Source organism: Ruminococcus sp. CAG:57 (assembly GCF_000435935.1).
Lineage (GTDB): Bacteria > Bacillota > Clostridia > Oscillospirales > Ruminococcaceae > Hominimerdicola > Hominimerdicola aceti.
On sequence record NZ_FR890793.1, the window covers coordinates 184217 to 203477 of the forward strand.

The window sequence follows — 19261 nt, forward strand, 5'->3', positions numbered from 1 at the left end:
GCCATAGCAGCGTCAGCCTGTGGGTCCTTCTTGTCTGCAACAAGGCTCTCAGTTGTGAGCACCATTGAAGCAACAGAAGCTGCGTTCTGAAGAGCTGAACGTGTAACCTTAGTAGGGTCAACGATACCTGCAGGTATCATGTCAACATACTCGGAAGTATAAGCGTTGAAGCCGTAGCCGACCTTTCTTGAACGGATTATCTTGTCTATGATAACGCTGCCCTCAAGACCTGCGTTCACTGCGATCTGTCTAACTGGTTCTTCAAGAGCCTTGTAAACGATCTGAGCGCCTGTCTTTTCGTCACCGCTGAGCTTGTCAACGAGCTTCTTAACTGCTGGCATAGCGTTGATAAGAGCTGTTCCGCCGCCTGCTACGATACCCTCTTCAACAGCTGCCTTTGTAGCTGCCAGAGCGTCCTCAATTCTCAGCTTCTTCTCTTTCATTTCTACCTCAGTTGCAGCACCGACCTTGATAACAGCTACGCCGCCTGAAAGCTTAGCAAGTCTTTCCTGAAGCTTTTCTCTGTCGAAATCAGAAGTTGTGTTCTCGATCTGTGACTTGATCTGACCAACTCTTGCCTTGATATCGTCGCTGTTGCCTGCGCCGTCAACAATGATAGTGTTCTCTTTCTGAACGACTACCTGTCTTGCTCTGCCCAGCTGCTCCATAGTTGTTTCGCTGAGTTCAAGACCAAGTTCAGATGAAATTACCTGACCGCCTGTGAGGATAGCAATATCCTGAAGCATTTCCTTTCTTCTGTCGCCAAAGCCAGGAGCCTTTACAGCTACACAAGTGAAAGTACCTCTCAGCTTGTTTACGATAAGAGTTGAAAGAGCCTCGCCCTCAACGTCCTCGGCAATGATAAGGAGCTTCTTGCCAGCCTTTACGATCTGCTCGAGAAGTGGAAGAATTTCCTGAATGTTAGAGATCTTCTTGTCTGTGATAAGAATGTAAGCGTCATCAAGGACAGCTTCCATTTTATCTGTATCTGTTACCATATAAGGTGCGATATATCCTCTGTCGAACTGCATACCCTCAACGACTTCGCTGTAAGTTTCAGCAGTCTTTGACTCCTCAAGAGTAATAACGCCGTCAGCAGTTACCTTTTCCATAGCCTCAGCGATAAGCTTACCAATGTTCTCATCAGCGGCAGAAACAGCACCTACTCTAGCTATCTCATCAGAGCCTTCTATCTTCTTTGAGTTAGCGACGATAGTTTCAACAGCAGTATCTACAGCCTGATCCATACCTTTCTTAAGTACCATTGGATTAGCACCTGCTGCGATATTCTTCATACCCTCTCTAACAAGAGCCTGAGCAAGCAATGTAGCTGTTGTTGTACCGTCACCGGCAGCGTCGTTAGTCTTAGTAGCGACTTCCTTTACAAGCTGTGCGCCCATGTTCTCGAATGGGTCGTCAAGCTCGATCTCCTTAGCTATAGTAACACCGTCGTTTGTGATAAGAGGAGCACCGTACTTCTTATCAAGAACTACATTTCTGCCCTTAGGTCCCAGTGTTATCTTAACAGTGTTTGCGAGCTTGTCGATACCGCTCTGCAAAGCTTTTCTTGCGTCTTCGCCAAAAATTATATCCTTAGCCATTGTAAATTACCTCCGTTTATATACTATTTAAAATGCAGTGAAATTAGTCAACAACTGCGAGAATGTCGTCCATTTTAACGATAATGAACTCTTCACCGTCCAGCTTAACATTAGTACCGCTGTACTTAGAGATAAGCACCTTGTCACCCTTATTAACGCCCATAGTAACGTCCTTTTTACCAGGGCCTACAGCTATTACCTCTGCGACCTCAGGCTTTTCCTTAGCTGAGCCTGTGAGAATGATACCGCTCTTTGTGGTTTCCTCAGCCTCTGTCATCTTAACTACAACTCTGTCCTGCAATGGTTTGATCGCCATGATAAGTTCCTCCTTTTATGATACCTTTTAATATGCTAAATTAGGATCCTTCGTGGTCGTACCTATGTTTTCAGCACTCTCACGATCGGATTGTTAGCACTCAGTCTTTCTGAGTGCTAATTATATTTTAGCACCTTTTTCGCAAAATTCAAGTCATTTAAGGTCATTTATGTGATTTTTGTAGGGTTGCACAATATCTATTAAGTCGCAAAATGATTTTGAGAGCATATTGTACAATTCATTGTGGAGTATTGCAGATCTTAAATCAGATTTTCGGGTAGGAATAAATGTATTCAATGGAGGTATGCGTATCAACAGTATCCATAATTGTAGGGGACGATGGGCAAGTTTTTCGGTTGCCAAACCGTGTTGTAATTGTGGGCTTGTTCCTTCGACGGGCGAACGGTGTTCGCCCCTACAGATTTGTTGCCGTGGGGTTCGTGTTTCAGCCGTTTATATTCTATTTTCAAGCTTCAAACAAGGTGCAGGAAGTGCTTTTCTGTGCGATCAGAACCTCTCATCGTGTTCACCTAACTCACGTTGACAAAATGTTTCCTCATACACTGCTACCTTGCAGGATATTCGATTTGGGATAATATCCTTATACTTATCCCGAAAATCGCCACTTTTGTTGCATAAAAAATGCAACAATTGCAGAAATGTTGTCAAATTAAAATATAAATCATTTGTTTGTACAAATTACGATGCGATAAATTATGCAGTATCACATATAAGATCGTAAGGGTTTAATTTTTTATTGCCCGGGAAATAATATATGCGGAGGTGATAAAAATGAAAAACAACTCTTTTGCTCACGGGCAGGAATTACCGCTGGGGCTGTCTATGGCTCTTGCTCAGGTGCCTGCGGCATATGCTTACTTTGCTAAGCTGGATCCGCTTCAAAGACAGCAGATAATCGACTCGGCACACTGTATTCGCTCCAAAGAGGAAATGCGTGGTCTCGTCAACAGCTTGTCAAACGGTCAGATCACTGATACAAGTATTTTCTGAACAAAAAGTTAATGTAGACAAATTTCACAATAAATCAAAGATTAATTGATATAAATTTTATATAAATATGTGTTGAAATTTATCTATAAATATTGTACAATATTATTGTAAGGCTTTGTACGCTGTTATGGATACCCCTGAAATTGTGCAGGATCAACATGAAATTTTGAACTAAATGTGTCTTGACATCGTTAATATCACGTTAATAAAACGGTGATATAATAAAAAAATGCAAAGTGAACGGAGGGGTAAAAATGTTTCACATACTTGTGGTGGAGGACGATACTAACACTCGCAAACTGACCTGTGATGTGCTTAGCGACAACGGCTACACACCTATCGAGGCTCGTGACGGTATAGAGGCTCTCGAAATAATGGACGAAAAACACGTTGACCTTATTATAATGGACGTTATGATGCCTCGTATGGACGGTTTGGAGCTTTGCGAAACTATCCGCAGGGCTGGGTTTCAGACGCCTATATTAATGGTGACGGCTAAGGAAACGGCTTTTGACAAAAAGCAGGGCTTTATAAAAGGTACGGACGATTACATGGTTAAGCCTGTGGACGAGGAGGAAATGCTTCTGCGTATTCAGGCACTTTTGCGACGTTCGCAGATAGTGAGCGACCACAAGATAACTGTGGGCGACACCACTCTCGACTATGACGCACTGACTATCAAGACCCCTGAGGGCATAAGGGAGCTTCCACCGAAAGAGTTCATGCTTCTTTACAAGCTTCTTTCCTATCCCGACAAGATATTCACCCGCCGTCAGCTTATGGACGAGCTTTGGGATATGACCTCAGACACTGACGAGCGCACTGTGGACGTACACATAAACCGCATAAGAGAGCATTTGAAGAATAACCACGATTTTGAGATAATGACAGTGAGAGGGCTTGGCTACAAGGCGGTCAAGCTGAAAGGATAGGCTCATGAAAAAACATCTTATCTCTGCTCTTCGCTCAGAGCGCAGGCGAAATTACACCATGAACGCCAGCATAGTTTCGGCGGTATTTATGATAATGATATGGGCAGGGCTTCTTACGGGATTTATAATGATAGGCATAAAAAGATGCCTGCATTTTCTATCCCCTTTGCAAATGCCTTTTGTTTTCCTTATTGTGGGACTTGTGGTATCTGTAATAATCGGCACTTGCATTTCTGCCGCTGTAGCAAGCAAGATAGTAAGACCTGTGCGTGAGGTAAAAAAGGCAATGCACAGGGTAGAAAAGGGAGATTTCTCTCAAAGGTTAGAGGTAACAGGCTTTAACGGCGAGATAGACGAGCTTATAGAAAGCTACAACAAAATGGCGCAGGAGCTTGGGGGCATCGAGATGTTCAGGGAGAATTTTATCAACAGCTTCTCTCACGAGTTCAAAACGCCTATCGTTTCTATCCAGGGCTTTGCGAAACAGCTAAAAAAAGAAAATCTGTCAGAAGAGAAAAAGCAGGAATACATTGACATTATCATCAGCGAATCAAGGCGTTTGACCAATCTTTCATCGAACATTCTTATGCTTTCAAAGCTTGAAAATCAGCAGATCATCACTGACAAGACAAGCTTTTCCCTTGACGAGCAGATAAGAAACTGCATACTTCTTCTGGAAAAGCAATGGACGGCTAAGGACATAAGCTTTGACATTGATATGCAGGAGATACAATACACCACCAATGCGGAAATGCTTTCGCAGGTGTGGGTGAACATAATAGGCAACGCCATAAAATTCTCCCCGGAGGGAAGCTCTATCAGAGTAAAGCTTTTCAAAGAGGGTGATGTGATAACGGCTGAGATAACTGACCGTGGCATCGGAATGGATCAGCAAACCATATCACACATTTTTGAGCGTTTTTATCAAGGGGACAGGGCGCACGCTTCAGAGGGAAACGGACTTGGTTTGCCCCTTGTTAAGCGTATCGTGGAGCTGTGCAACGGCAATATCCGTGTAGAATCACAATACGGAAAGGGTACAAATTTTATTGTTACGCTCCCTGAGAATGGATAGGCACATAAAAAGGACGGGTATTTCGCAGGAAATATCCGTCCTTGATTTTTTTATCTCAGGTCATCAATGCTGTAGCTGTTATAGCCCTCGTAATAATAGCTTTGGTCTATGCCCTTCATAAACAGCTCTCGGTCATTTGTATCCGCTGTGAGGGCATTTTTAAGCAGGTGCTTTATTTCGATATCACGAATGGGGCTTCGCTCCATGGCAAGGAGATAATCCTCCTTGTCTATCCTGCTCCAATCTACCGCCACAGAAAGCTCTTTTCTGAACATCATATCCAGCCATATGCGCATTGATCTGCCATTGCCCTCTCTGAATGGGTGGGCGATATTCATTTCAACATACTTTTCAACTATGCTGTCAAAGTCGCTTTGTGGCATTTTTTCGATATTTTCAAGGGAGCTTTCAAGATACATAACAGGGGCAAATCGAAACCCACCTTTAGCAATATTCACAGTTCTTATTTTCCCTGCGAAATCATAGATATCCTCAAAAAGATATTTGTGTATCTCTGCAAGAGCTTGAAAACTGCCTGCTTTCTGCTTATCCAAAATGCCATGTTCAACCAGCTTAACAGCCTTTTCCTTGCTTAGCTTTTCTTCTGTTCTGGCAAGGGTCGCAGAGTCGGTTATACCAAGTTTGTTTTCCAAAGCCATAAGCTGTTCTCCTTTCGGTGGATTTTAGATAGCCGCAAAGCCCTGCTTAAGATCGTCTATGATATCCTCGACATTTTCAAGACCTACGGAAAGTCTTATCATTCCGCCGTTTATGCCTGCGGCAACGAGCTGTTCGTCTGAAAGCTGTCTGTGTGTTGCGGAGGCTGGGTGGAGGATACAAGTACGGATATCGGCAACGTGAACTTCGTTGGAAGCAAGCTTAAGGCTGTCCATGAACTTTGCCGCTGTATCTCTTCCGCCCTTGATAACGAACGAGATAACACCTGCTGTGCCAAGAGGGAGATACTTTTCAGCAAGCTTATGGTACTTATCGCTTTCAAGTCCAGGATATGCAACGGACTCTACCTTGTCATTGCTTTCGAGAAATTTTGCCACTGTGAGCGCATTCTCACAATACTGCTTCATTCTTACAGGGAGAGTTTCAAGTCCCAGATTGAGCAGGAACGAGGAATTTGCAGCAGGATAGCAGCCGAAATCTCTCATAAGCTGCATTCTTGCCTTTACTATGTAAGGTGCAAAAGAATATTTCTCAGTGTAGATAGTGCCGTGATAGCTTTCGTCAGGCTCGGTCATGCAAGGGAACTTTCCGCCCGTCCAATCGAACTTGCCGCTGTCAACGATAACGCCGCCAACCTGAACTGCGTGGCCGTCCATATACTTTGATGTGGAATGGATAACGATATCTGCGCCCCACTCGATAGGTCTGCAAAGGTATGGAGTAGCGAAAGTATTATCAACGATAAGAGGAACACCATTCTTATGGGCGATATTTGCAAAACGCTCGATATCGAAAACTGTCAGCGCTGGGTTTGCGATAGTTTCACCGAAAACAAGCTTTGTATTATCCTTGAATGCCGCCTGTATCTCATCATCTGTAGCGTCTGGGTCAACAAAGATACACTCTATGCCAAGTCTTTTCATTGTTATGCTGAAAAGGTTTATGGTGCCACCATAGATAGAAGTGGAAGCTATAAAGCTGTCTCCTGCCTGACAGATGTTCAGGATAGAGCAAAGTGTGGCAGCCTGTCCGCTTGATGTACACATTGCGGCTGCACCGCCCTCGAGAGCGGCAATTTTCTTTTCAACTGCGTCTGTGGTAGGGTTTTCAAAGCGTGAGTAGATAAGGCTCTTGGTAGGGTCGTCAAAGACCTCGGCTATCTCTCTTGAGGAGTCATAGACATAGGTTGTACTTTGTACGATAGGCACTACTCTCGGCTCTCCGTTTTTAGGCGTATAACCCTCGTGTAAACATTGTGTTTCGATCTTCAATCAAATCAAATCCTTTCAATGCGGTAACGACCGCAAAATTTTTACCAATATAAAAAGCTTTTCAAAAAGCGTTTAAAACAGCAGTCCCCTCAGACCGCCCAAACATTATAAATGCGTTTATTCTGCATAGCGAAAACTCATAGCTGAATCGAAAATATCTTCTCCCATTGAAACATACTTTAGTGGTATCACCACATTATATTGTATATATTCGCTGTCAGAAAACTCGTATATGCCCTGAACGTTCACACTTTGATCCTCACCCAGAGCCGCAATAACACAGCCACGCTTGCCATTGCCAAGGTCAAGTCCCCGATAATCAAGCCAAACATTATCATCAGAGCTGATATCAGCCGACTTTGCATACATATCTAGCATATCATCGACCGTGGTCTTGTCAAGCCGCTGATAATAAGACAATGACAGATTTAACCCGTCATATTTTTCGTCCACTTTGCCGTCAATAAGATTTGCATAGACAATCTTCACATCTCTCGTGCCGTCAAAATCATCTGTAGTTATCTCATGCTTTTCCAACTTTGCGGCAGAAAATCCACCTATCTCAGGCAACTCTAAAGCGGCAGAAAAATCCGAAAGTTCTATGGTCAAACCGTTTTCAATATCATAACGGTCTATATCCACCGACTCTCCGTTAAACATATCATAAACATAGCTGTCTATGACCATGTAAACGCCACCCGTGGTGATATTCGCAGAAATGCCATTTTCGTCAACGAAACTTTCAAGTTTCGTGAACGTGCTATCCTCGTCAAACTGCATTATAACTGCACTAGCTTTCTGCTCGTCGCTTATTTTGTCGCTAAACTCAAAACGAATGACCCCACCCCCGAAATCAGCGTCAGTATACTTGACAGGTATACTAAGGAGCGGCTCGTCAGAATTTATCATTGCGTTTATACCATAATAATCAGAAAGCATTGCCTCTGCACCAAAATTGCCCTCCACGGTGCATTTGGCTGTATATGGTATTTCGCTAAGGTCACAAACAAGCTCAGGGTCACGAATTATTTCCACCTGCGAACTGTCATCCGTCTGCGAACTTTCCTCCACACTGTCGGGCATATCTGACACCGCTTCCGCAGTAGTAGTATCTTTCGTTTCTGAAACGCTGTCTGCGGCTTCCTCAACAGGTCCGCAGGCGCAAAGTGACACTGACAGCAATGCCGCCAGCAATACGGCTGTTTTTCTGCTATTTTTCATATTAAGTTTCTCCCTATTTTTTTATTTTGTTTACCTTACAAGTCCTTGAAGTCCACCCTTGCCCCCGTAAGAGCGCTTTCCATTATTATTCTTGCGCACTCTGAAAGTGACACTGCGCTTTTGCAGGTCATCATGGCTTTTTGTATGCAAAGTCCGAAAACTATGTGAAGCTCTCCCCTGCCTGCTGACTTCTGCGCTATAGGCAGAAGCGGTTGCCAAAGAAGCTTTATATAGCTTTGGACAGTTTCACCTGTGGTGCAGTTTCTTATTTTGCCAAAGCTTGCGCCCCCTGCATTTGCCGCAGTGTAGCGGAGCATTTCCCCAACGTCCGTAAAAGGCTCGTTATATTTTTTAAGCACTCCTGCGGTAAAAGACCACACTGAGTAGTTATTGCCCACAAGCTTTTCGTCAATGATATCGCCGTAGAAATACTTTCTGCCCGACTTATCAGTGAACACTGTGAAAACGTCCTCCTCTTGAACTCCCTCTGTCATGAAAAGCTTTCTCACGTCCTGCTGACAGGAATAGCCTGCAAGAGAACCTATACAGCACAAAAGGGATTGCGGGTGGACATAGCCCTCGGGGCTTCTCATGGCTCTGAGAAGTCTGTCGAATATTTCAAAGGCACTGCTTTTATATTGTTCAAGTTCCATTTTTATCACCGTTTCTCACGTTTTATCGAATATGCCAAATGCGGCTATCAACGCCGTAATAATGCTTTGTAAAGGTATATTTCACTGTCATGCCGTTTTTCTCGGCAACACGCCTTGAAGCTGTATTGCTGTCACGAATAATGGAATACACCTCGTCTGCGCCAAGTTTATCAAAGGCAAAGTCTTTGCAGACTTTAGCCGCTTCGGTACAATAGCCTTTGTTCCAGCAGTCACGTCTGAAAAGATAGCCCACTTCCATAACGCTTTCTCTGTCGGTATGCTGAATTGTGATACCGCACTGTCCGATAAGCTCGCCGCTTTCTTTGAGTATCACAGCCCAAAGCCCGAAACCGTAAATGCGGTATCTCACAAGCTGTTTGCAAAGCCACTCTCTCACTTCTTCATCAGAAAAAGCGTGTTCGTAGGCGTACATACACTTCTCGTCCTGCAAAATTTTGCAAAGAGCGTCAAAGTCGCCCTCGGTGAGCCTGCGCATATAAAGTCTATCTGTTTCGATTATCATGTTTTCGCTCCCCTTTTTATCTTTTTTATCACAAATCTGATGATACCAACATATGCAACCGCAAGCCCAAATCCTCCAAGCAGACCTGTTATGAGCCGACGTTTATTAGTGGACTTTTTCACCCCTGTATACTGCAAGAGCCAATCAAGCATTGTAGTTTCACAGCACAAAACCGCTGTCAGGGCGGATATATTTTTCTTTACGGCTAGCGGAAAGCCTATAAGCTGTCCTGCAAGCACGCCCGTACATCTTGCGCACACAGGAAACTGCCAGCCGTGGAAAAAGAAGCTTCTGTCGGGGCGCTGATGACAGCCTGCCGCCGCACCAAGCTTCATAAGATAAAGCCACAGCGCATATGGGTCTTTTCTCGTTCTCATGCCCTGAACTTATAGTCGCAATCGGGGCATACCCAATAGGAACGTGTTTTTGACTTGCTTTCCATGCCGCAAAGTCCGCAGATAAGCCCTGGCAGTCCGAACAGTATATAGCCGCAGCAGCCTTTTCCAAAGCCGTATTTGCCGCTTCTGTAGTCTGTTTCGCTTATAAGCTGACAGTTCCTGCCGCCACATTTTGGACAGCGTTTGCCTGTACAAAAATCTGCCATGGTGTTTTCCGCCTTTCTTTTGTGTGGTGTTTATCAGATAAAATTCAGGGGCTTGACGATCTGAAAAGACCTATCAGCCCGCTGAAATATTTTTATCTTTTGATATTATACGTTTATTTCTGCAACATCGTCAGACACGCCGTTTGCTTCAACAACAGGCTTTACGCAATTTTCGATAAATTCGTCCACCTGCTGTGGGCATCTGCCGATAAAGTTTTCAGGCTTCATTATCTTATCCATTTCTTCCTTTGTTATCATGAACATAGGGTCGTTAAGGATAAGCTCGCAGAGGTTATTGTCAAGTCCCTCTTTCTTAACTCTTGCACCTGCTACCATTGAATACTCTCTTATTCTTTCGTGAAGTTCCTGTCTGTTTCCGCCCTTTTCTACAGCGTCCATCATAATGTTCTCGGTAGCCATGAAAGGAAGCTCTGCCATAACTCTTCTTCTGATGATCTTGTCATATACTACCAAGCCGTTGTCAGGATCTGTAACATTGAGCATGATATTGAGTATAGCGTCAACACCCAGGAAAGCTTCGGCAACGGAAATTCTCTTGTTTGCAGAGTCGTCGAGAGTTCTCTCAAACCACTGTGTACCTGCTGTGAATGCAGGGTTGAGAACGTCGCAGATAACGTATCTGGCAAGTGATGTTATTCTCTCATCTCTCATTGGATTTCTCTTATATGCCATAGCGGAAGAGCCTATCTGATTTTTCTCGAACGGCTCTTCGATCTCCTTGAATGACTGCAAAATTCTTATATCGTTTGAGAACTTCATAGCAGACTGAGCGATACCGGCGAGAACTGAGCATACCTGATAGTCCATTTTTCTTGAATAGGTCTGACCTGAAACTGGAACGACAGCGTCAAAGCCCATTTCCTCGGCTATCATTTTTTCAAGCTCTTTTACCTTATCAGTATCACCGTGGAAAAGCTCCATAAATGAAGCCTGAGTGCCTGTAGTTCCCTTTGAGCCGAGGAGCTTGAGGTTAGCAAGTCTGAAATCCAGATCTTCAAGATCCATAAGAAGCTCGTTGCACCAAAGAGTAGCTCTTTTGCCCACTGTTGTGAGCTGTGCAGGCTGGAGGTGAGTATAAGCAAGGCAAGGCATAGCCTTATACTTATCGGCAAACTTTGCAAGCTGGTCGATAACCTTGACAAGCTTTCTCTTTACGACCTTAAGTGCATCTCTCATGATGATAACGTCTGTGTTATCGCCTACATAGCATGAAGTTGCGCCAAGGTGAATGATACCTGCTGCCTTTGGACAAACAAGGCCATAAGCATAAACGTGTGACATAACGTCATGACGAACAAGCTTTTCACGCTCAGCGGCAGCGGCATAATCTATATTATCAATGTTAGCTTCAAGCTCGTCTACCTGCTCCTGAGTAACATTAAGACCGAGCTTCATTTCAGCACGGGCAAGGGCTACCCACAGCTTTCTCCAAGTAGTAAACTTCTTGTCAGCAGAGAAAATATACTGCATTTCCTTGCTTGCATATCTGGTACAAAACGGGCTTTCATAAGAATTTGTCATTGTTCTTCGACCTCTTTCGTAATATTATATAATGTATACACACTTATTATAGCATATTTTTTGCGGGTTTACAATAGGTTTAAGGAGAAATGTTTACAGCGGGACGGCATTGGATAGAAAAGGAGCTTTTAAAAGTTAAATTTCTGTAAATTTTTAAGCAGAAACAGAGCTGTGCTTGACTTTTTGGGGCGGATATGTTATGATATTAAAGCCGCATATTCACGGTCATAAGTGTTTGTATTTGCAGACCACCGTGCGTAGCGAGTTTATTTAAAGGTAGGTGCATTCGTAATGTACGCAGTAATTGAAACAGGCGGAAAGCAGTATCAGGTTAAGCCTGGTGATGAGGTTTTCGTAGAAAAGCTGGACGTAAACGCTGAGGACGCTGTTACTTTCGATAAGGTAATGGTAGTTGGCGCTGACGACGGTATCAAGGTTGGCGCTCCATATGTTGACGGCGCTTCCGTAACAGCTAAGGTCATCAAGAACGGCAAGTCCAAGAAGGTGACTGTATTCACTTACAAGCCAAAGAAGGGCGAAAAGACCAAGATCGGTCACAGACAGCCTTACACTAAGGTTATGATCGAAGCTATCAACGCATAATGATCTGTGCTGATTTTTTCAGAAATGAGCATGACAGACTTGTGGGATTTCGTATAACGGGTCACGCAGGTTATGCAGATTATGGCGAGGACGTATGCTGTGCAAGCGTATCGTCTGCTGTAATGTTGACGGCTAACACTGTCACTGAGGCTTTTAAGATAAAGGCTGATGTCGCAGTGGAAGAAAACGAAATAATATTAAGGCTTGAAAATGACAGCTCAGAGGAGGGGGACAAGCTACTTTTAGGGCTTCTCACTCATTTATATTTTCTAGCTGAGGAATTTTCAGGCAGGATCAAAGTCACGGTCAGAGATAACTGATCGGACGGATTACATTTTATGGAGGTGTAATTTAGATGATTAAGATTTCAATGCAGTTTTTCGCTCATAAAAAGGGAATGGGTTCTACAAAGAACGGACGTGATTCTGAGTCAAAGAGACTTGGCGTAAAGAGAGCTGACGGTCAGTTCGTACTGGCTGGTAACATCCTCGTTCGTCAGAGAGGTACTCACATTCACCCAGGCGAGAACGTTAAGAAGGGTTCTGACGATACTCTGTTCGCAACAAGCGATGGTGTTGTAAGATTTGAAAGACTCGGTAGAGACCGCAAGAAGGTTTCGGTTTATCCCAAGGCTTAATTTTGTAACATATGACCCTGAGCCTTAGGCTTGGGGTCTTTTGTTGATTAATGACAACTAAATTTACGCATAATATCATTTATAAGGAGGTTTGATCATGTTTGTCGATCAGGCGAAGATCTATATAAAAGCCGGTGACGGCGGCGACGGTGCAGTTTCATTCCACCGTGAGAAATACGTTGCGGCAGGCGGTCCGGACGGCGGTGACGGCGGTAAGGGCGGAGATATTGTTTTCGTTGTTGACGACAATATCTCAAACCTTATAGATTTCAGATATAAGAGAAAATATGTTGCCGAAAAGGGACAGAACGGCGGCGGCAAAAACTGCTCAGGCAGAAATGCTCCCGACCTTGTGGTGAAAGTTCCTAGAGGCACTGTTGTTAAAGAAATAAAGAGCGGCAGGATACTTGCCGACCTTTCTACCGATGAGCCTGCTGTTATCGCTCACGGAGGCAAGGGTGGGCGTGGAAACGCTCATTTTGCCACTTCCACAAGGCAGATACCGAAGTTTGCAAAGCCGGGTTTCCGTGGTGACGAATATGAGGTCATGCTTGAACTCAAGCTTATTGCAGACGTAGGACTTGTGGGCTTCCCGAACGTGGGAAAATCCACGCTCATTTCTGTTGTTTCAGCGGCAAAGCCAAAGATAGCCAACTACCACTTCACTACCCTGACGCCTGTGCTTGGCGTTGTTAAGATAGAAGAGGGAAAATCTTTTGTTATGGCGGATATCCCAGGTCTTATCGAGGGTGCGAGCGAGGGCGTCGGTCTTGGTCACGAATTTCTCAGACACGTTGAAAGGTGCAGACTTATCGTTCACGTTATCGACGTTTCAGGCAGCGAGGGCAGAGATCCTATCGAGGATTTCAAGGCGATAAATCACGAGCTTGAAAACTTCTCAATGGAGCTTGCGGAAGCTCCGCAGATAGTTGCCGCAAACAAGAGCGATATGGCTACCCCTGAGCAGGTAGAAAGACTGAGAAACTATGTTGAGGATCAGGGACTTCTCTTCTATGAGATCTCTGCCGCTACCACAAAGGGTACAAAAGAGCTTATGTATGGCGTATGGGAGCGACTTTCTGTTCTTCCGCCTGTTAAGCAGTTTGAAGCTCAGCCGCTCACGCAGGAGGAGCTTGACGATAAGCTCATCTCAAAGAAAGACTTCCGTGTTACTGTGGAGGACGGCGTTTATTTCGTGGAAGCAGATTGGCTTCTTGACATACTCAGGACGGCTAATATGGACGACTACTCCTCACTGCAGTATTTCCAGAACGTACTCAGGACCAGCGGCATAATCGACAAGCTGGAAGAAATGGGTATCGAAGAGGGCGACACTGTTTCTATATTCGACTTTGAGTTTGAATATCTCAGATAGGAGGGAGCGTCACGGGAAAGCTTTCTGATATGGACGCTATGCAATACTCCCCTCTGGCACTGGCTTTTATCGGGGACGGCGTTTACGAGATAAGGGTAAGAGAAAAGCTTATCCTTGAAGCTAATATGCCTGCGGACAAGCTGCACAAGCTCACTGTTGAGAGGGTGTGTGCGGAATATCAGGCAAAGGCTGTTCACAAGTGGCTTGACGATGGGCTGCTTAACGAACAGGAAATGGATATTTTCAAAAGGGGCAGAAATGCAAAGGGCATAAATGCTCCGAAACATTCCACTGTGGGGGAATACCGCATGGCAACAGGTTTGGAATGTCTTTTCGGTTTTTTATATCTCACGGGGCGTGAGGAACGTATAGGTGAACTGTTCGAGGCAGCATGGTCTGTGGGCAGCATCAATGAATAATATTACATCAAGGAGTGAATCAAATGTCAGGTCATTCAAAATGGGAAAACATTAAAAGAAAAAAGGGTGCAACAGACGCTGCAAGAGCTAAGATATTTACAAAGATAGGCAGAGAGATCGCTGTTGTAGTTAAGCAGGGCGGTGCTGATCCTGCAGGTAACGCAAAGCTGAGAGATCTTATCGCAAAGGCTAAGTCAAACAACGTGCCTAACGATAATATCGATAGAATTATCAAAAAGGCAGCAGGCGACGGCGACAAGAACAGCTATGAGTCAATGGTATACGAGGGCTACGGTCCAAGCGGTGTTGCTGTTATCGTTGAGTGCCTTACAGACAACAAGAACAGAACAGCAGGCGATATCCGTCACTTCTTCGACAAGTTCGGTGGAAACATGGGTACATCAGGCTGTGTATCTTTCATGTTCTCTGATGTTGGTACTGTTGTTATGGAGAACAATGGTGCTGACGAGGACAAGATAATGGAGGACTGCTTTGAGGCAGGCGCTGACGATTTCAACGTTGATGACGATGTTATCGAGATATCATGCGACCCTAATCAGGTTTCTTCTGTAAGAGAAACTCTTGAGGGAATGGGTTACAAGGTACTTTCTGCTGAGGCTGAGAAAGTTCCTTCAAACTACACAACTATCGAAGACGAGGACGCTATCAAGAAGATGGGTCTGCTTCTTGAGCATCTTGAGGACGATGACGACGTTCAGAACGTTTACCACAACTGGGAGAATATGCCGGTTGAAGAGGAAGAATAATCAGGAAGATTTCTGACACTTTACTATTGACATTTACATATAATGTGGTATAATAGAATTAGAAAGATTTATTCTTTTAATAGGGGTTGCGAATCCGTCTAAAATCGCTTTAATAGAGGTCACAGAGCCTTTAAAAATACTGTTTTAATAGGGGTTGCGAATCCGTCTAAAATCGCTTTAATAGGTATTTAAAGGGTCAATTTGTTTTGACCCTTTATTTTTTGTATGGAGATGTATGAACGTGCAGAAGTGGAAAATAATAAACAAGGATTACCTTGACTATCTGAGAGAAAATTATGAGTCGAGGATACCAAGGACAGACTACGGAAATGATAAGCTGAAGCCGTTCTTTGGAGAGCTTATGCGTGTGGGTGACCTTGCATATGTGACGCAGGTATCTTCTGCAAAGCCAAGACACAATAAAATAAAGGCAAATATAGATTTTCAGAAAATAATACATAATGACGTGCTTATAGCTGTTGTAAATCTTAATTATATGTTCCCTGTGCCTGTGTCTGAAATGACAGACCTTGAATACGGAAAAATCGAGGAGTATGTTGATTTCAAAAATGATACTGCCAAAAGCAAATACATTGACCTTCTGAAAAGAGAAATGAAATATATCAAAGAACTTCCTCTTGAAAACAATGCACGCTCATTGTATGCTCTCAAATATGACAAGCCTGAACACGTAATATCAAAGCGTTGTTTTGATTTCAAAACATTGGAAAATGGTGCGCATAAATGGACGGAGAAGCTCATAAAATAATCATGCAGATATGGGGGACTGACGCTTGCAGGGCGGCAGTCCTTTTTAAGCTTTAAACGACGATTTTTCGGGGATTTTCGTGTTAAAATCGCTGAAAATCCTTGCAGCTTTGCGGTGCTGTTTGTAAGTTGTGCTATTGACATAAAAGGGGTTATAGTATATAATAATCGTATGTGTAGATATTGCCCTGAAAAGATAAAAAATACAGATAATGGGCGATAAGGAAGAAGCAGAAAATGATAGGAGGAAACTTATGAACAAGATTTTTTGTTCTGCTCTGACAGCCGTTGTTGCAGGTGCTATGCTTACAGGCTGTGCCATGCCTTGGGAAAAGGGTGCTGATGACGACGTTGCCCCTGGTGGTTATTCCTATACGGCTGACTCAAATTCAGAACAGAAACAAGCTTATCGCTGGCTCATAGAGCCGACTATAAACGCCGATAATATCATTTCTTTTGACGGAAGTCAGGTCGACCCTAACAACGAAAAGAACACAGCTTATGCCAACTATTCTGTTATCAGACAGAATGGCAAATATGGCATTATAGACTACAGCGGAAACATGGTAGTGCCTGCGGAATATGACGATTACTACACCTGCTGGTGCGGAGAGGTCACGCTTTTCAATATTATAAATGAAAAGAATGATGAATATGAGTATTGCAGTATCGACAGCTCGAATCAGGTAGTATACTATGCGGCGGAACATCATGACAGCTCACCGAAATATTACTGGAACAGCAATGAGGAAAAGATCTATGTAAAGGACGCTGACGAAGAACAGGGCGAAGAATACACTGGCAAAAAGGCTGTTGTGGTATGTGAAGCTGACGTGAAAAAGTCTGACAATGGTTTTTATGACATTTCTCCTGTGAGCGAACCGCTTTACGGGCTTGCTAAAAAGGACAAGCTTATACTTGATATGCAGTACACTGATTTCTATGCCCCTGCATACAAAGGCGCAGGACTTACCTGCATCGCCTTTGAGAACGATGAAGGCAAGTGGGGATATGTTGGTTCTGACGGCAAGACTATAATCGACTTCAAGTGCGACGGTGACATGAGTGCCTATTGCGGAAAGGTGATAGATGACGAGATGGCAGTTCATCCTTATCTTTTCACTGACGATTATCTGCCGGTATCCATAGATTCATCATATGGTTATTATGACATAGACGGCAACTGTATCGTAAAGCCAGGCGAGTTCGATCAGGCAAGACCTGCTCACAACGGCAAGGCATGGGTAATGAAGTCTGGAAAATGGGGCGTTATAGCATTCGGTGACGCACCTGTGGAGGAGGACTCATCAGAGGAAGAGACCACCACAACTACGACCACCACAAGCTACATCACCACGACCACAACTTCAACGACCACCAAAACAACTTCGGTTTCAACAGAAACGAAAAAAGCAACTGAAACTACTCCATCTTTGACACAGCCAAGTGAAACCACTGAGGTGTCAACGAACACGGAAACTGTTACAGAAACAGTAACGGAGCCTGTTACGGAAACTGATCCGCCTGCTCCTGAGCCTGAGCCTGAACCGACACCTGAACAATAATACAAATATAGAAAGCCCTGCATTAGCAGGGTTTTTTTGTATAACAAAAAAATAATATTAAAAACGCACAAACCATGCAGGGGACGGCGCCCCTATATTTTTGCACATAAAAAGCCCTACCGAAGCAGAGCTTTTCTTTTTACTGGTTATATATCTCTTTCCTGAGAAGTGCTTTGCAGGCTTCAAAATCCACTTCGAGAATTGATTGACCGTCAGATGATGTGCCATATGAATAGGAATCATCATCAGGTATTCTCATGGACTTTATCTCGTAATTCATGGAGAATATCGCCTTATAGGTAAGAGCAAAAAGCTGTGTCTGGGACATATTGGTTGTAAGATGTGACATTGATGCTTTTGCGAACTTGTCTATAGTCAGCGGATCTGAGCTTTTCGCCTTTTCGATTATCTTTGTGATAACTGTTCTCTGGCGTTCTGTTCGCTGGAAATCTGCGTTGCCAACATATCTAAGTCTTGCATAGGCGAGTGCCTGATTGCCGTTTACATGGAGCTTCTTTCCGCCCTTATCAAGATAGTCTGTACCCTTTTTATTTCCAAGAAGCTTGTTTTGCTCTGCCATTGGAGGCTTCATGCCCTCGGCCTCTTCGTCGGAAATGTCAAGCTCGATACCGCCAACTGCGTCAACGATATCAACGAATGACAGAAAGTCGATATAAACATAATCGTCAACGGCAATATCAAAATTATACTCTATGGTATCCATAAGAAGCTCTGCACCGCCGTAAACATACGCTGCATTGAGCTTTGACCATGTGTCTATATCATTTCCGTCAGCGTCAATGCCCTTGATATTCACATACATATCACGCATGAAAGAGGTCATTGTTATCTCTTTTGTGGTGCTGTTAATGGAGAGAAGTATCATAGAGTCTGTTCTGCCACGCTCGTCAGCGTTTCTTGTATCAGAGCCTATAAGCAGGATATTTCGTACATCAGAGCTGTTCATAGAAGCGTCTGTGTTCGTTCGCTGACCTCTTTGCACCTTGTTCACCATGCCTATGTATCGCCATATAAGCACGTTCGCCAATATGAAAACCACCAAAAGTATGATGATAAGCACCTTGAAAAATGTTTTTATAGGGTGTCTTTTTTTATTTTCCACTTTGTTTTTACCTTTTTTGTTCGTCTGACCGTTACGGCTTTTATTGTTTTTGCCAAATTGCAGGTCATTATTTCGTCTTTGGGCTGAGGTCTTGTTGCTTTTTGCTGACTTGCCTGAACCTCTCTGCTTGCTCTGTCTGTTCTGTGGACGTGACGTTTGTCTGCTCTGTGTCTGCCGTCTTGGAGTGCTTTCTCTGTATGAGCCTGCATAGTCTGATGATGAACGGCTTCCCTGCCCGTATGGCTGAGCTGTACCCTGTGTATTATCATCAGGGTAGCCAGCGTCATAGTAATCGTCAAAGTCGTTCACGCCCTCGTCTATTTGCTGAACACGCTGTCCGCCAGCACCGCTTATGCGGTTGAACTCGTCAAGCTGTCGCTGATATTCCTGTTCATAGTAGTCCTGAGGCTTATTATCGTTTGTGTAGTTTTGTTGTCTGTCTTTATTAGCCACCTGACTGCACCTCCGTTCATTTTTACAATACCAATATTATAGTACATATCAGGCTTATTGTCAATGACAGAAAAAAAAGGCGGAGCTTTTTCTGACCCGCCCCCTGTCAAGTAGACAGCGCAAA

General features: G+C 43.9%; 22 protein-coding genes. 11 read left to right on the plus strand and 11 right to left on the minus strand.

The genetic code is table 11. From position 1 onward, the window contains the following. Both groL and groES read right to left on the minus strand, forming a co-directional pair. Nucleotides 1-1601 (minus strand): chaperonin GroEL (gene groL / locus QVO88_RS12150; RefSeq protein WP_288178050.1); only part of this gene is annotated, 1601 nt, incomplete at its 3' end. Between the two features lie 43 nt (nt 1602-1644). Further along, nucleotides 1645-1917 (minus strand): co-chaperone GroES, encoded by a 273-nt coding sequence (gene groES, locus QVO88_RS12155; protein ID WP_022288719.1) that lies wholly within the window; start codon nt 1915-1917, stop codon nt 1645-1647. 792 nt (nt 1918-2709) lie between these two features. On the opposite strand from groES, the gene QVO88_RS12160 reads away from it, so the two are divergent. From QVO88_RS12160 to QVO88_RS12170, 3 genes are all read left to right on the plus strand, one after another. Then, nucleotides 2710-2928: a YdeI/OmpD-associated family protein gene (locus QVO88_RS12160; RefSeq protein ID WP_022288720.1), complete on the plus strand. Its 219-nt coding sequence runs from the start codon at nt 2710-2712 to the stop codon at nt 2926-2928. A 254-nt stretch (nt 2929-3182) separates the two neighbouring features. Beyond that, nucleotides 3183-3860: a response regulator transcription factor gene (locus QVO88_RS12165; RefSeq protein WP_022288721.1), complete on the plus strand. Its 678-nt coding sequence runs from the start codon at nt 3183-3185 to the stop codon at nt 3858-3860. A 4-nt stretch (nt 3861-3864) separates the two neighbouring features. Continuing rightward, nucleotides 3865-4935, plus strand: a complete 1071-nt coding sequence (locus QVO88_RS12170; RefSeq protein ID WP_022288722.1) for a HAMP domain-containing sensor histidine kinase — start codon at nt 3865-3867, stop codon at nt 4933-4935. 50 nt (nt 4936-4985) lie between these two features. Here the strand turns inward: QVO88_RS12170 and fic are convergent, their stop codons facing one another. The 8 genes from fic to purB form a co-directional block, all read right to left on the minus strand. Next, entirely contained in the window at nt 4986-5594 is a 609-nt protein-coding gene (gene fic, locus QVO88_RS12175) for a protein adenylyltransferase Fic (protein ID WP_022288723.1), read from the minus strand. Nucleotides 5595-5618: 24 nt separating this feature from the next. Continuing rightward, a complete protein-coding gene (locus QVO88_RS12180) occupies nt 5619-6884 on the minus strand; it encodes an O-acetylhomoserine aminocarboxypropyltransferase/cysteine synthase family protein (protein WP_022288724.1) in 1266 nt (421 codons plus the stop codon). A 117-nt stretch (nt 6885-7001) separates the two neighbouring features. After that, a complete protein-coding gene (locus tag QVO88_RS12185; RefSeq protein WP_022288725.1) occupies nt 7002-8105 on the minus strand; it encodes a hypothetical protein in 1104 nt (367 codons plus the stop codon). Between the two features lie 35 nt (nt 8106-8140). Continuing rightward, nucleotides 8141-8758, minus strand: coding sequence for a hypothetical protein (locus QVO88_RS12190; RefSeq protein WP_022288726.1), 618 nt, complete (start codon nt 8756-8758; stop codon nt 8141-8143). 22 nt (nt 8759-8780) lie between these two features. After that, nucleotides 8781-9281, minus strand: coding sequence for a GNAT family N-acetyltransferase (locus tag QVO88_RS12195; protein WP_022288727.1), 501 nt, complete (start codon nt 9279-9281; stop codon nt 8781-8783). Then, entirely contained in the window at nt 9278-9658 is a 381-nt protein-coding gene (locus tag QVO88_RS12200; RefSeq protein WP_022288728.1) for a DUF2085 domain-containing protein, read from the minus strand. The genes QVO88_RS12195 and QVO88_RS12200 overlap by 4 nt, the downstream gene beginning before the upstream one ends. Continuing rightward, nucleotides 9655-9885 carry a hypothetical protein gene (locus QVO88_RS12205; RefSeq protein ID WP_022288729.1) on the minus strand — a complete coding sequence of 77 codons (231 nt, stop codon included), beginning with the start codon at nt 9883-9885 and terminating at the stop codon, nt 9655-9657. Before QVO88_RS12205 ends, QVO88_RS12200 begins: the two co-directional genes overlap by 4 nt. A 105-nt stretch (nt 9886-9990) precedes the next feature. Then, on the minus strand, nt 9991-11427 hold the full coding sequence (gene purB / locus QVO88_RS12210) for an adenylosuccinate lyase (protein ID WP_022288730.1): 1437 nt from the start codon (nt 11425-11427) through the stop codon (nt 9991-9993). 291 nt (nt 11428-11718) lie between these two features. Here purB and rplU point away from each other — a divergent pair, with 291 nt between their 5' ends. The 8 genes from rplU to QVO88_RS12250 all read left to right on the plus strand — a co-directional run bounded on the left by rplU (nt 11719) and on the right by QVO88_RS12250 (nt 17561). Further along, nucleotides 11719-12030 carry a 50S ribosomal protein L21 gene (gene rplU, locus QVO88_RS12215; protein WP_022288731.1) on the plus strand — a complete coding sequence of 104 codons (312 nt, stop codon included), beginning with the start codon at nt 11719-11721 and terminating at the stop codon, nt 12028-12030. After that, nucleotides 12030-12350: a ribosomal-processing cysteine protease Prp gene (locus QVO88_RS12220; protein ID WP_022288732.1), complete on the plus strand. Its 321-nt coding sequence runs from the start codon at nt 12030-12032 to the stop codon at nt 12348-12350. Before rplU ends, QVO88_RS12220 begins: the two co-directional genes overlap by 1 nt. Nucleotides 12351-12385: 35 nt before the next feature. Further along, a complete protein-coding gene (gene rpmA / locus QVO88_RS12225; RefSeq protein WP_022288733.1) occupies nt 12386-12667 on the plus strand; it encodes a 50S ribosomal protein L27 in 282 nt (93 codons plus the stop codon). Between the two features lie 97 nt (nt 12668-12764). After that, nucleotides 12765-14042: a GTPase ObgE gene (gene obgE, locus QVO88_RS12230; protein ID WP_022288734.1), complete on the plus strand. Its 1278-nt coding sequence runs from the start codon at nt 12765-12767 to the stop codon at nt 14040-14042. Between the two features lie 29 nt (nt 14043-14071). Further along, nucleotides 14072-14461 carry a Mini-ribonuclease 3 gene (locus QVO88_RS12235; RefSeq protein WP_022288735.1) on the plus strand — a complete coding sequence of 130 codons (390 nt, stop codon included), beginning with the start codon at nt 14072-14074 and terminating at the stop codon, nt 14459-14461. Nucleotides 14462-14484: 23 nt separating this feature from the next. Continuing rightward, on the plus strand, nt 14485-15228 hold the full coding sequence (locus tag QVO88_RS12240) for a YebC/PmpR family DNA-binding transcriptional regulator (protein ID WP_022288736.1): 744 nt from the start codon (nt 14485-14487) through the stop codon (nt 15226-15228). Nucleotides 15229-15463: 235 nt separating this feature from the next. Continuing rightward, nucleotides 15464-15997: a type III toxin-antitoxin system ToxN/AbiQ family toxin gene (locus QVO88_RS12245; protein ID WP_022288737.1), complete on the plus strand. Its 534-nt coding sequence runs from the start codon at nt 15464-15466 to the stop codon at nt 15995-15997. Between the two features lie 253 nt (nt 15998-16250). Then, nucleotides 16251-17561, plus strand: a complete 1311-nt coding sequence (locus QVO88_RS12250) for a WG repeat-containing protein (RefSeq protein ID WP_022288738.1) — start codon at nt 16251-16253, stop codon at nt 17559-17561. Nucleotides 17562-17700: 139 nt separating this feature from the next. Here the strand turns inward: QVO88_RS12250 and QVO88_RS12255 are convergent, their stop codons facing one another. Continuing rightward, entirely contained in the window at nt 17701-19137 is a 1437-nt protein-coding gene (locus QVO88_RS12255) for an LCP family protein (protein WP_022288739.1), read from the minus strand. Nucleotides 19138-19261: the final 124 nt, after the last annotated feature.

Excerpts from the sequence above, each read along its gene's own strand:
- groES (WP_022288719.1), bottom strand. The coding sequence starts at position 1,917 with ATGGCGATCAAACCATTGCAGGACAGAGTTGTAGTTAAGATGACAGAG.
- QVO88_RS12160 (WP_022288720.1), top strand. The coding sequence starts at position 2,710 with ATGAAAAACAACTCTTTTGCTCACGGGCAGGAATTACCGCTGGGGCTG.
- QVO88_RS12165 (WP_022288721.1), top strand. The coding sequence starts at position 3,183 with ATGTTTCACATACTTGTGGTGGAGGACGATACTAACACTCGCAAACTG.
- QVO88_RS12170 (WP_022288722.1), top strand. The coding sequence starts at position 3,865 with ATGAAAAAACATCTTATCTCTGCTCTTCGCTCAGAGCGCAGGCGAAAT.
- fic (WP_022288723.1), bottom strand. The coding sequence starts at position 5,594 with ATGGCTTTGGAAAACAAACTTGGTATAACCGACTCTGCGACCCTTGCC.
- QVO88_RS12185 (WP_022288725.1), bottom strand. The coding sequence starts at position 8,105 with ATGAAAAATAGCAGAAAAACAGCCGTATTGCTGGCGGCATTGCTGTCA.
- QVO88_RS12190 (WP_022288726.1), bottom strand. The coding sequence starts at position 8,758 with ATGGAACTTGAACAATATAAAAGCAGTGCCTTTGAAATATTCGACAGA.
- QVO88_RS12195 (WP_022288727.1), bottom strand. The coding sequence starts at position 9,281 with ATGATAATCGAAACAGATAGACTTTATATGCGCAGGCTCACCGAGGGC.
- QVO88_RS12200 (WP_022288728.1), bottom strand. The coding sequence starts at position 9,658 with ATGAGAACGAGAAAAGACCCATATGCGCTGTGGCTTTATCTTATGAAG.
- QVO88_RS12205 (WP_022288729.1), bottom strand. The coding sequence starts at position 9,885 with ATGGCAGATTTTTGTACAGGCAAACGCTGTCCAAAATGTGGCGGCAGG.
- purB (WP_022288730.1), bottom strand. The coding sequence starts at position 11,427 with ATGACAAATTCTTATGAAAGCCCGTTTTGTACCAGATATGCAAGCAAG.
- rplU (WP_022288731.1), top strand. The coding sequence starts at position 11,719 with ATGTACGCAGTAATTGAAACAGGCGGAAAGCAGTATCAGGTTAAGCCT.
- QVO88_RS12220 (WP_022288732.1), top strand. The coding sequence starts at position 12,030 with ATGATCTGTGCTGATTTTTTCAGAAATGAGCATGACAGACTTGTGGGA.
- rpmA (WP_022288733.1), top strand. The coding sequence starts at position 12,386 with ATGATTAAGATTTCAATGCAGTTTTTCGCTCATAAAAAGGGAATGGGT.
- obgE (WP_022288734.1), top strand. The coding sequence starts at position 12,765 with ATGTTTGTCGATCAGGCGAAGATCTATATAAAAGCCGGTGACGGCGGC.
- QVO88_RS12235 (WP_022288735.1), top strand. The coding sequence starts at position 14,072 with ATGGACGCTATGCAATACTCCCCTCTGGCACTGGCTTTTATCGGGGAC.
- QVO88_RS12240 (WP_022288736.1), top strand. The coding sequence starts at position 14,485 with ATGTCAGGTCATTCAAAATGGGAAAACATTAAAAGAAAAAAGGGTGCA.
- QVO88_RS12245 (WP_022288737.1), top strand. The coding sequence starts at position 15,464 with ATGAACGTGCAGAAGTGGAAAATAATAAACAAGGATTACCTTGACTAT.
- QVO88_RS12250 (WP_022288738.1), top strand. The coding sequence starts at position 16,251 with ATGAACAAGATTTTTTGTTCTGCTCTGACAGCCGTTGTTGCAGGTGCT.